At 73.8% G+C, this 11404-nt stretch carries 8 protein-coding genes, 1 tRNA gene and 1 pseudogene; 4 read left to right on the forward strand and 6 right to left on the reverse strand.

Annotated features, from left to right (window positions below; translation table 11 throughout):
- The first annotated feature begins 52 nt into the window (after positions 1-52).
- Complete coding sequence (locus tag AB0924_RS01855; RefSeq protein WP_366910428.1) at positions 53-1606, forward strand: protein kinase; 1554 nt, start codon at positions 53-55, stop codon at positions 1604-1606.
- Here the strand turns inward: AB0924_RS01855 and AB0924_RS01860 are convergent.
- Positions 1570-2847 carry a hypothetical protein gene (locus AB0924_RS01860; protein ID WP_366910429.1) on the reverse strand — a complete coding sequence of 426 codons (1278 nt, stop codon included), beginning with the start codon at positions 2845-2847 and terminating at the stop codon, positions 1570-1572. The two genes, AB0924_RS01855 and AB0924_RS01860, sit on opposite strands and share 37 nt — an antisense overlap.
- Before the next feature lie 394 nt (positions 2848-3241).
- The gene (locus AB0924_RS01865) at positions 3242-3370 is read right to left on the reverse strand and encodes a DLW-39 family protein (protein WP_003999697.1); all 129 of its coding nucleotides are present in this window, start codon (positions 3368-3370) and stop codon (positions 3242-3244) included.
- A 348-nt stretch (positions 3371-3718) separates the two neighbouring features.
- Between AB0924_RS01865 and AB0924_RS01870 the strand changes: the two genes are divergently transcribed.
- Both AB0924_RS01870 and AB0924_RS01875 read left to right on the forward strand, forming a co-directional pair.
- Positions 3719-4063, forward strand: coding sequence for a DUF6344 domain-containing protein (locus AB0924_RS01870; RefSeq protein ID WP_358929622.1), 345 nt, complete (start codon positions 3719-3721; stop codon positions 4061-4063).
- A gap of 253 nt (positions 4064-4316) precedes the next feature.
- Positions 4317-5075 (forward strand): glycosyltransferase, encoded by a 759-nt coding sequence (locus AB0924_RS01875; protein ID WP_358929844.1) that lies wholly within the window; start codon positions 4317-4319, stop codon positions 5073-5075.
- A 16-nt stretch (positions 5076-5091) separates the two neighbouring features.
- On the opposite strand, the gene AB0924_RS01880 is transcribed toward AB0924_RS01875, so the two are convergent.
- Positions 5092-5280: a ferredoxin gene (locus tag AB0924_RS01880; protein ID WP_358929624.1), complete on the reverse strand. Its 189-nt coding sequence runs from the start codon at positions 5278-5280 to the stop codon at positions 5092-5094.
- A 469-nt stretch (positions 5281-5749) separates the two neighbouring features.
- On the opposite strand from AB0924_RS01880, the gene AB0924_RS01885 reads away from it, so the two are divergent.
- The gene (locus AB0924_RS01885) at positions 5750-10165 is read left to right on the forward strand and encodes a hypothetical protein (RefSeq protein ID WP_366910430.1); all 4416 of its coding nucleotides are present in this window, start codon (positions 5750-5752) and stop codon (positions 10163-10165) included.
- Positions 10166-10329: 164 nt separating this feature from the next.
- Here AB0924_RS01885 and AB0924_RS01890 read toward each other — a convergent pair.
- From AB0924_RS01890 to AB0924_RS01900, 3 genes and pseudogenes are all read right to left on the reverse strand, one after another.
- A pseudogene (locus AB0924_RS01890) lies at positions 10330-10410 on the reverse strand (VOC family protein); the annotation flags it as partial.
- Between the two features lie 74 nt (positions 10411-10484).
- Positions 10485-10558 (reverse strand) — tRNA-Ile (locus AB0924_RS01895).
- A 111-nt stretch (positions 10559-10669) separates the two neighbouring features.
- Positions 10670-11401 (reverse strand): DUF3566 domain-containing protein, encoded by a 732-nt coding sequence (locus AB0924_RS01900; RefSeq protein ID WP_366910431.1) that lies wholly within the window; start codon positions 11399-11401, stop codon positions 10670-10672.
- Between the last annotated feature and the right edge of the window lie 3 nt (positions 11402-11404).

Here is an 11404-nt window from a genome sequence, read left to right on the forward strand (position 1 = left end):
GGGCCGGGGTGGTGCCTTTCGTCGAGGGGACTGGGGGGAGGAGCGGCGGACTGTGGGTGAGGTCTTCGCCGGCCGGTACGAACTGGCCGACCCCATCGGGCGTGGCGGTGTGGGTGCCGTCTGGCGTGCCTGGGACCACCGGCGCCGGCGCTATGTGGCCGCCAAGGTGCTCCAGCAGAGCGACGCCCACTCACTGCTGCGCTTCGTACGCGAGCAGGCCCTGCGTATCGATCATCCGCATGTCCTCGCTCCGGCCAGCTGGGCGGCCGACGACGACAAGGTCCTGTTCACCATGGATCTGGTCGGGGGCGGCTCGCTGGTCCATCTTGTCGGTGACTACGGCCCGCTTCCGCCGGCCTTCGTGTGCACCCTGCTGGACCAGCTTCTGTCGGGGCTCGCCGCGGTGCACGCGGAAGGCGTCGTGCACCGCGACATCAAGCCCGCCAACGTGTTGCTCGAGGCGACCGGAACCGGCCGGCCGCGGCTGCGGCTGTCCGACTTCGGCATCGCCATGCGGTTCGGTGAGCCCCGCCTGACGGAGACCAATCTCGTGGTGGGTACGCCGGGTTATCTGGCGCCCGAGCAACTGCTTGGCTCCGAACCGGACTTCCCCGCCGATCTGTTCGCGGTGGGGCTGGTCGCCCTGTATCTGCTCGAGGGTGCCAAGCCGGATGCCAAGGCGCTGGTGCGGTACTTCGCGGAGCATGGAACGCCCGGTGCGCCCAGGGGAGTTCCGGAGCCGGTCTGGCAGATCGTCGCCACTCTGCTCCAGCCCGATCCGGCGGCCCGTTTCCGCACGGCCACGGGAGCGCGCAAGGCGCTCGCCTCCGCCGTGGAGCTTCTCCCCGAGCCGGGTGTGGACGACGAGTTGATCGAGATATTCGATCAACTGGGGCCTTTGCCGTCCGGGTTCGGGCCCGAGGGTCCGCTGAAACCGGCCTCCGGGGTACGAGGCCGGCAAGCGCCCGCGGCCACGGACACCCGTACCGGTGCCGATGGTGTCGGCACGGGGAGTGCCGGAGCGGAACACTCCGTCACCGGCTCGATGTCGGACACCGGCAGCTTCCACCTTCCGCCCCCGCAGCCGACGCCGAGCCCGCAGCCGTACGCCCGGTATGCGGAGCAGGCGGCGCCCCCGGCGCCCCGGCACGACGGGCATCCGGCCGGGCAGGCGCCGACGCCCGTCACCAAGCCCGCCGCCCGCGCCCCGCACACCCCGGCACACCGTCCTGAGCCCTCCCCCGGGTTCTACGCCGGGCGGCACCCCGCGCCGGAGACCCCTGTGGCCCCGGAGACCCCTGCGGCCCCGGAGGCCCCGGCGGTCCCGGCGGCCTCCGTGCCCCCGCTCCCGTGGACGCGGCCGCGCGCCGATGCCTCCACCGCCGCGTACACCGCCCAGGACCCGCGCGTCCCCCCACTCGGCCGGCCGGCCGGTGCCACAGCCGTGCCTCCCGCCGGTTCACCGGCCAGGCGCGCGTCGGGGCGCGGCCGCCGGGCCCGCCGGGCGATCCGGCGTCCCGGGCCTCCGGCGAAGGCCGCGATCCCGATCCTGCTGCTGGCGCTGGCCTGCTACGCCGTGGGGTTCTGGGCGCTGGCCCGCGTCTGAGCCCGCCGGGCCGCCAGGGCCCACCCGCCCAGCACCAGCAGCAGCGCGGTCCCGGTGCCGATGCCGCCGGCCGCGAGGGCCTTCATCGCGATGCCGCCGCCCCCGGTGTCGCCGGTCGCCGCGGCCTGGCGGTCCTGTTCGGTGACCGTGAAGACGTCCCCCGGTTCCGGTCGCCCGGCGTACCGCGGCCCGGGGTGCGCCTGTCCGCCGACCCACACCCGGAGCGTCACGTGGAACGGCCCTGTCCCGAAGGTGTCGGCCATCTTCTCGCTGAGGTGCATCACCAGGTAGTAGTCGCCGGCGAAGCGCACCGTGTTCTGCCCGGTGAGGACGGCGTACCGGTTGGCGTACTCCACGGGCGGCAGCGGATCGAGGGCCGTGGACCTGCGGGTGCCGGTGTAGCCGAGGGAGGCGCCGTCGACGTATCCGCGCACGGGGCTGTACAGCGAGAGGTTGAGGGCGCCGCCGACATAGCCGTGGCCGCTCGTGGAGGCGTCGAGTTCGGCGACGGCGTGCATCCGGCGGCCCCAGTCGACCGGGACCTTGTAGAAGAGGGTGGCGCCGGGTGTGATGCCGGTCCGCCAGACGCCCTGGCCCAGCGGGCGGGCGGAGGTGAATCCGGCGCCGCCGGTGCGGTCGCGGGGGGCGCCGGTGAGGGGCTCGGGGGAGGCGGAGTCCTGGCCCGGGGGAGCGGTGGTGGGCCCGGCGGCGGCGAGGCCGGGTTCGGTGACGGGTGCGATCTCCAGGTCCCAGCGCGGTGCCGGGGACGCCGTGTCGTCCGCGGAGCCGCCGGCGCTCAGGCGTTCGACGCGCAGGTAGTAGGTTCCGGCTCCCTGGCACAGTGAGCGCCCGGTCTGCCGTTGTCCCAGGGCGGTCACGGGGCGGGCGCTGAGGCCCGCGCCGAAGAGCGCCGAGGCGGTGGAGCAGCGGGTGCCGCGCGCGTCCTCCAGGGACACGCGGATGCCGTCGGTGGCGTTGCCGGTGGTGCCCGCCGGGGGGACGGCGGTGACCGGGGCGTACGCCGACTCGGCGGCGGTGAGGTCGAGGCGGTAGGTGAGCGAGCCGCTCCCCGGAAGGGAGTCGCGGTAGGTACGGCCCGGCCCCAGCCGCGGCGCGCCGGCGGTGCCGGTGGCTCCCGTGACGGCCCGGCCCGCCGGGTCGAAGGCGTACGGGTCCTGGGCCCCGGCCGCCGCCGCGAACCCGCCCGGCAGCGCGGCCACGGCGCACAGTGCGGCCGTCACGATGCCCGTCCGGGCCGCGGGGCCCATCGGCCGTCCGTCGCCCCGCCACCACGTCCTACGCCCTCGCCCCCGCACGTGCCGCTCCCTCTCGTTCCGCGCCGCGCATCCGGCCGTGGCTCATCCTGCCCCGGGCACCCCTGCGCCATCCGGGGAATCCGTACGGCCGTCCGAGTCTGCGGTGCCGGCGGCTCCCGTGCCTCCGGCCCGTCCGGCGAGGCGTACACCACGGCTCACGAACCCGCAACACGAGCCATAGGACCACCGGACAATCGGACAAGAGGACCGGATGGCCGAAGAAGAGGAACCTGAGGGCCGCCGAGGCCCGCGTCCACCCGGACAACACAAAACCCCGACCGCAAGGCGGCCGGGGTCTGATCAGATTCCGAATCGGTACTCAGGAACCCGTGGGCACGGAGTCGGTCGCCTCCGTCCACAGGTCCTGCTCGGCGCGATCCGCCTGGATCTGGCGGTACACGAGGAGCCCGCCGATGGCGGCCAGTGCGACCAGGAGCAGCTTCTTCACCGCGCGACCTCGTCTTTCCTTGACGTAGGGGACCTCTGGCGCCCGACTATACACACCGGCCGATATCGATCGGTGATCTGCGTCGGGCCCCAACTCCCGCCCCCGGACGCGCGATAGACCAGGCCGGCACCGCCGTGGCCGGAGGGTGATCACACCCCCACGCGCCGTCACTTTGCTGGCGTTTCGCTGGACCTCGCCCGGTTCCTGGAGATTTCCGAGGCTATTACGTCCATCCGAGTGGTGTTGATCAGAACATCGACGCGCCACGGCTTCAGGTCCACCACATCGCGACGCTCATACACATCATGAGGAAAGTACGCAAAACGCCCAACCTGAAAGTGAGGGGCCATGACCGGGAACAACAAGGTCGTGCAGCTGTGGACCGCCATCGTCACCGCCTTCCTCGCGCTGTTCACGGCGCTCGGACTCGTCACCGCGACCACCGCCACCGCAGCGGCGGCCGCACCCCGGACCGAGACGCCGCAGGACAGCGTCGCGCAGCGGATCGTCCCGACGAGCCCCATGGCGAATCTCTGGACCCGGTCCCATGCCAGGGCCCTGCCCCCCACGATGAAGCAGCGGATCCGGGCCGAGGCCCACGGAAAGTCCCCCAGTTGCCGGCACAGCCCCCTCACCGAGACGGAAGCGGAGACGGACCCGGGCCTTCAGTCCACGGACCCACTGAACTGCTGAAGCCTCCGCAGTACTGAGAACGCAGACGTTTCGACATCAGGGCGACTTGCGTACGCATCAGTCGACACGGACAGACCCCCGGCCGGGCTCGGCCGGGGGTCTCGCGCTGTTCAGGGACGTGGGTACCGGGTCGTCAGGTCCCCCTCCAGGCCGTAGCCTGGGCGGATGCCCAAGGTCTCTCGGACCTCGTGCTGCCCGGCGACCGTACGGAACCGCTCCTCACCACGTGCCCGGAAAGGTGGTGGATGCCGCCGTGCCCCGGCGCGTCACCGTTGTCACCGCTGTCCACGCCCCGTCCGCCCGCTTCCTGCCGGACGCCCACAAGTCCCTGCGCGAGCAGTGGCTCCCGGACGGCTGGGAGTGGCAGTGGCTGATCCAGGAGGACGGCCGGACCGACGAGGTGAGCCCGTACGTCCCGGACGACGAGCGGGTGAGTTTCCGGCAGGGGCGGCCGGGCGGGCCGGGCGTCGCCCGCACGATCGCGCTGGCGCGCGCGGACGGCACGTATGTCAAGGTCCTGGACGCCGACGACCGGCTCACGCCCGGTGCGCTCGCCCGTGACCTGGCCGTCCTGGAGGCCGACCGCACGATCGGCTGGACCACCTCCCGAACCCTGGACCTGCTTCCCGACGGCTCCACGGCCGGCTTCCCCGGCGATCCGGACGAAGGCCCCGTCGAGCGCGGTGCCGTACTGCGCTTCTGGAAGGAACACGGGTTCCGGGCCCAGGTCCATCCGGCGTCGCTCTGCGTCCGCCGGGACCTTCTGACGGCCCTGGGCGGCTGGATGGCCCTGCCCGCCTCCGAGGACACCGGCCTGCTGCTGGCGCTGAACGCGGTCAGCCGCGGCTGGTTCACCGGGGAGGCCGGGCTGCTGTACCGGAAGTGGGAGGGACAGGTGACCGGTCAGGCCGCGCACACCGACCCGGCCGAGCGGGACGCCCGCATGGCGGTGGTGGAGGCCAGGGCACGTGCGCTGGCCGACCTCGGCTGGACCTTCCCCGCCGACCGGTGATCGGCGCTCACCCGCGTCATTCGGTGAGCACGACGGCCTGGGAGGGACACTTCTCGGCCGCCTCACGCACCCGCGCGTCGTCTCCCGCGCCCTCCTGGCCGGGCCGTACCACGCCGTACCCGTCCTCGAACGCGAACACGGACGGCGCACGGTGCGCGCACTCGGCGGAGCCGTAGCAAACGGCCCGGTCCACGGAGACCTTCATACGTCCTCCAGGCGTACGGAACCCCGGCACCCTCCCGGGCCGGCCGGCGGTCGGTGACCGACTACCAGGACGTCACTGCCCGCTTCGGCCGCCCGGTGAACCGCCGCTTGGTACCCGGCCCGTCCGGCACCGGTCCCTCCCCTCGTGGGGACCGGTACCGGACGGGCCGGGTGGCGTCGCCCGCACCGTGTCGGCGTATCGGCGCGGGGGCTGTGCGTCCGGGACCGCGATGTCCCTCGTGCCGTCGATGTCCACCACGCCCGGCGGGCACATTGGCCGAGATCGATCGGCACCTCGGGCCGTCCGCCCGGGTACTTGGCCGGTGGCCTGTCCGGACCGAGTGTGACGATGCCGCTACCACGTCGTGATCCTGCCATTTACGGCCCCGCCCGAGGAGGTCCCGGTCTCCGGACCAGGGTGTAGTCGCAGGTCAGCCGTATAGGGTGAGTTTTCCGGTCCGGACGTCCTGATGCGGGGGGAGTTAAGGGGTGGGACCTTGAGTTCCGACTCAGGGACACGCACGGCCTTCGCCGAGCGCCTCGCACTGCTGTACAAGGAGGCCGGCAATCCACCCCTGAAGAGCGTCTCCGAGGCGGTCGTACGGCTGCAGCGGGTGGACGAGCGGGGACGGCCGGTGCGGGTGTCCGCCCAGCGGATCAGTGACTGGCGGCGGGCCAAGAACGTACCGGCCCAGTTCGCCGCCCTCGCGGCCGTCCTGCAGATCCTGATCCCGGAGGCGCGCCGCGCACGGCCGGTCCCGGTCTCCAGCGGCCTGTACGACCTGCCCCGGTGGCAGCGCCTGTGGGAGCGTGCGCTGGCCGACCCGGCCGGCGATCGCCCCGCCGTCCCCGCGCAGGAGAACCGGCGGCCTCCGGCCCAGGCGCCGCCCGTAGCCGGCGGCGTGTGCCCGTACCGGGGCCTGGCTCCCTACCGCCAAGAGGACGCCCGGTGGTTCTTCGGCCGGGAGCGAAGCACCGAGTCCCTCGTGGCCCAGCTGCGCGTCGCGGAGCGGACCGGCGGACTGATCATGATCGTCGGTGCCTCCGGTGCCGGGAAGTCGTCCCTGCTGAACGCCGGCCTGGTGCCCGCGGTGCGGGACGGCGCGCTCGGGGACGGCGACGGCCGGCCGACGGCCGTGCTCCAACTGGTGCCGGGCGCCGATCCGCTGGGCGAGCTGACCCGCCGGGTCCCGGAGCTGGCCGCCCTCGCCGCCGACGCGCGCATGGCCGAGGTGGAGGCGGCCCACCCCCCGGCCGCCCCGGGCTCCGGTACCCCGCGCTTCGCCCGCGCGGTACGCGAGGCGGTCACCGCATGGGCGCTCCGGGAGACGTCCGCCCCCGACGAGGAACCGCCCGGCGACACGGCTCCGGACCCGCGCCCGGCCGGATCCGGCACACCGGACACACGTACGCCCCGCCCCGACGCGGCCGGCAGGCAAGCGGACGGCAGCGACTCCCGGGTCACGCCCTTCGACGAGAAGGGCGCGCGCCCGGCCTCCTCGGCCGAATCCGGCTCCGGCTCCGGCTCCGGCTCCGGCTCCGGCTCCGGCTCCGGCTCCGGCTCCGGCTCCGGCTCCGAGGACACCCTCCCGATTCCCCACCAGTCCGGCGCCCCGCTGCTCCCCCCGGACGACGCCACCGGCTTGCCTTCCCCGCGCGGGGCCGGCCCCACCCCGCCGGCCGCCCCCGCCGCACAGCCGCGAGCGGTGATCATCGTCGACCAGTTCGAGGAGACCTTCACCCTCTGCCCCGACGAGGCCGCCCGCCGCGCCTTCGTCCGGCTGCTGCACGCCGCCTGCGCCCCGCCCCGGGACCCGCCCGGGCCCGCCCCCGTCCTCGTGGTCCTCGGCATCCGCGCCGACTTCTACGAGCAGTGCCTCGGCCACCCGGAGCTGGCCGACGCACTGCAGCACCGACACATGGTGCTCGGGCCGCTCACCACGGCGGAACTGCGCGAGGCGGTGACCGGCCCCGCCAAGGCCGTCGGCCTGGAGCTGGAACCGGGGCTGGCCGAACTGATCGTGCGGGAGGTGAGCGCGGACGGCCCGCGCGGGGCGCACGACGCCGGAGTGCTCCCCCTCCTCTCGCACGCCCTGCTCGCCACCTGGCAGCGCCGCAAGGCGGGCCGGCTGACCCTGGCCGGCTACCGCGCGGCGGGCGGCATCCAGGGCGCGGTGGCGGCGACCGCCGAACGCGCCTGGACCAGCCTCGACCCGGCCGCCCGTACCGCGGCCCGGCTGCTCCTGCTGCGCCTGGTCCGGCTGGGCGAGGACACCCAGGCCACCCGCAGGCGCGGCACCCGGCGCCAGCTGGCGCAGGAGTCGGTGGACCCCGGCAAGACGGAGGAGTCGCTCGAGGCGCTGGTGCGCGCCCGGCTGGTCACGCTCGACGCGGAGACCGTGGAGATCACCCACGAGGCGCTGCTGCACGCCTGGCCACGGCTGCGCCACTGGATCGACGAGGACCGGGGCGACCATCTGCTGCGCCAGCGGCTGGAGGAGGACGGCCGCGCCTGGGAGGCCTCCGGCCGGGACAGCGCGCTGCTCTACCGGGGCTCCCGCCTCGAACAGGCCCGGGGCTGGGCGAAGTCGGCCGGGGACACCTATCTGACCCGCGGCGCGGTGCAGTTCCTCGCCGCCTCGGTCCGGCTGCGCAGGCGCACCGTGCTGATCAGCCGGGCCGCGGTGGCGGCACTGGTCGTGCTCGCCCTGCTCGCGGCCGGTTCGGCGGTGGTCGCCTGGCAGCAGCGGGACGACGCGGTCTTCGAGCAGGTGATCGCGGAGGCGGACCGGGTCCAGCACACCGACCCGTCGCTGGCCGCCCAGCTCGACCTGGTGGCCCACGACCTGCGGCCAGGCGACGAGGGGACGTACAGCAGGCTCATCTCGATCGTCAACGCCCCCCTGGCCACCCCTCTGCTCGGCCACCACGGCGCCGTCTACCTCACCTCGTTCAGCCCTGACGGCAAACTCCTCGCCACGGCCGGCTACGACCGGACGGTCCGCCTGTGGAACGTGGCCGACCGGGGCCGTCCCGAGCCGCTGGGCAAGCCCCTCACCGGTCACACCAGCTGGGTGAGCAGCGCCGTCTTCAGCCCCGACGGCCACACCCTCGCCAGCGCCGGGGACGACGGCACGATCCGGCTGTGGGACGTCACCGACCCCGCCCGCCCGGTCCCCCTCGGCAAGCCCCTCGCCGGCCACGAGGGCACGATCTACCTGGTCGCCTTCAGTCCCGACGGGCGCACCCTGGCCTCCGCGGGCGAGGACCGCACCGTACGCCTGTGGAACGTCTCCGAACCGCGCAGGACCCGGCCGCTCGGCGCGCTCGGCGGTCACACGGCCGCGGTGCGCTGTGTGACGTTCAGCCCCGACGGTCGCACCCTCGCGGCCGGCGGTGACGACGGCACGATCAGGCTGTGGAACACGGCCGACCCGCGCCACCCGCGTCCGCTGCCCAAGGTGCTCACCGGCCACACGGACCTGGTGCACTCGGTGGCGTTCAGCCCCGACGGACGCACCCTGGCCAGCGGCAGCGCGGACGACACCATCCGGCTGTGGAACACGGCCGACCCCGCGCGCGCGGCACCGGTCGGCTCACCCCTCACCGGTCACACGGGCCCCATCTGGTCCGTGTCCTTCAGCCCCGACGGCAACCGGCTCGCCGCGGCCAGCGCGGACAGCACGGCGAGCCTGTGGAACGTCGGCGATCCGGCATCGGCGTCACAGGTCGGCGAGCCGCTGGCGGGCGGCAGCGGCGAGATGTACGCCCTGGGGTTCAGCCCGGACGGCCGGACCCTCGCCACCGGCAACGGCGACGGCAAGGTCCGCCTGTGGTCGGTGCCGACGTCGGACATGACCGGCCGCGGCGGGGCGTTCCGCCCGGACGGCAAGGTGCTCGCCACGGCCGCGCGTGACGGCGCGATCCGGCTGTGGAACGTGACCGTTCCCGGCCGGCCCGTGGCCCTGGGCAAGCCCTTCATGCGCACGAACGGCGACCAGCGGTCCCTGGTGTTCTCGCCCGACGGCCGCACCCTCGCGGTGCTGACCGGGAGCCGCACGGTGCGCCTGTGGAACGTCACCGACCCGGCCCGCCCCTTCTCCGCCGGGCCGCCGCTGGTCCTGCGGACCCGGTTCATGGGCCCGGACGCGCTGGCGTACAGCCCCGACGGGCACACCCTGGCCACCGCCTACGACGACCGCACCATCCGGCTGTGGAACGTCACCGACCCCGCCCGCGCGGTGCCGCTCGGCAAGCCGCTCACCGGGCACCGGGGCTTCGTCAACACGCTCGCCTTCAGCCCCGACGGGCGCACCCTCGCCAGCGGCAGCGCGGACAGCACCGTCCGGCTGTGGGACGTCACCGAACCGGCCCGTACCGTGCCGCTCGGCAAGCCGCTCACCAGGCACTCGGGCCCCGTCAACACACTCGCCTACAGCCCCGACGGCCATACCCTGGCCAGCGGCAGCGACGACGACACCGTGCGGCTCTGGGACGTCACCGACCCCCGCGCGGCGACCGGGCCGGGCCGGCCGCTCGCCGGACACACCGAGGCGGTCACGTCGCTGACGTTCGGCGAGTCCGGTCACATCCTGGCGAGCGGCGGCAACGACAACACCGTACGGCTGTGGAACGTCACCCGGCCCTCGTCGGCCAGCGCCATCGGCCAGTCGATGAGCCCGTACGCCAAGACCGGCAACTTCCTGGCGTTCAGCCCCAACAGCCATGTGCTCGGCGTGTCCAGCGGCGCGGATACGGTCCGCCTGTGGCGCCTGGACGCCGACGCGGCCATCCGGCACATCTGCGCGGTCACCCGGGGCGTGCTGACCCCGCAGAAGTGGCACGAGTACCTGCCCCGCCTGTCCTACGACCCCCCGTGCCACTGACCGATCAAGATCGGCCAACTCCCCCTTGCAACAAGCCGGTTGCCTCCCACAACCACCTCAACCTTGTTACCCTTGGCCATGGCCCGATCGCTGGTGCATCCCCCGTCGCCAGCGGTCGGGTCTTCCGCGTGCCCGGAACCGGCGAACCCGGCTCTCCGGGGTTCTCACCGAGGCCGTCGGCCCAGGAGACAGAACTCGTTGCCCTCGGGGTCCGCCATGACGACCCACGACTGGTCACCCTGGCCGCCCTTGCCGGGTCCGCTCACGCGGTGGATGCCGAAGACCCCCAGCCGGTACCGACTGGGGGTCTTCTCGCATGTGGGGCTAACAGGATTTGAACCTGTGGCCTCATCCTTATCAGGGATGCGCTCTAACCAACTGAGCTATAGCCCCGCCGCGCTCTGCGGTGTGTGTCCCGCGCGCTGACTCCTGAAGATTAGCGCACGAGGGCGGCAGTCCCAAAATCGGTTGTCGGGGGGCTGCCGGGCGAACCCGGCGGGCGGATCACTCGTCCTCGGCCAGCGTCAGTTCGATGCCGCCCACGAAGCCCGCGGACAGGTTGTAGATGAAGGCGCCCAGGGTGGCGAGGGCGGTGGCGAGGACGACGTCGATGACCGCGATGATCGACGCGAAGGTCAGCACGTGCGGCAGGGAGAGGAAGGACTGCAGGTCGAAGCCGTTCGCCTCGTTGGAGCCGGTCGCCTCCGAGATCGTGCCGCCGACCGTCGAGAACACGCCCATCGCGTCCATGACCATCCACAGCACCGCCGAGGCGACGACCGTGCAGATGCCCAGCGCGATGGAGAGCAGGAAGCTGACCTTCATCACCGACCACGGGTCCGCCTTGGCCACCCGCAGCCGCGCCTTGCGGGTGCGCGGCGCGGTCCGCGCGCCGGTGCGCGGCCGGCGCACGGCGCCGGTGGGCGTCTGCGCCGGGTACGCCTGCGGCGGGTGGTAGGGCCCGGAGTGCTGCTCGGAGCGCCGCTCACCGGGGAGCGGGGATGCCGACTGTCCCTCGGCGGGCTGGGTCTGCGGGCCTCGGGTGTCCGTCACGGTTCCCCCCTGGGATGCCGGCGTATCGGTGGAGGGCGATTCCTTCGCCGAGGGCCTGACCGCCCTCAGCTGGGTCGTGTGCGGGTCCGCCGCACCCGCCCCGTGCGCGGCGGAGCCACGGCCGCCGCCCGTTTCCGTACCCGTGGGGGTACCGGCCGATCCGGCGCCCGTGGCTCCGCTCACGAT

This window comes from Streptomyces sp. NPDC047869, from assembly GCF_040704065.1.
Taxonomy (GTDB): Bacteria; Actinomycetota; Actinomycetes; order Streptomycetales; family Streptomycetaceae; genus Streptomyces.

Excerpts from the sequence above, each read along its gene's own strand:
- AB0924_RS01870 (WP_358929622.1), top strand. The coding sequence starts at position 3,719 with ATGACCGGGAACAACAAGGTCGTGCAGCTGTGGACCGCCATCGTCACC.
- AB0924_RS01885 (WP_366910430.1), top strand. The coding sequence starts at position 5,750 with ATGCGGGGGGAGTTAAGGGGTGGGACCTTGAGTTCCGACTCAGGGACA.
- AB0924_RS01880 (WP_358929624.1), bottom strand. The coding sequence starts at position 5,280 with ATGAAGGTCTCCGTGGACCGGGCCGTTTGCTACGGCTCCGCCGAGTGC.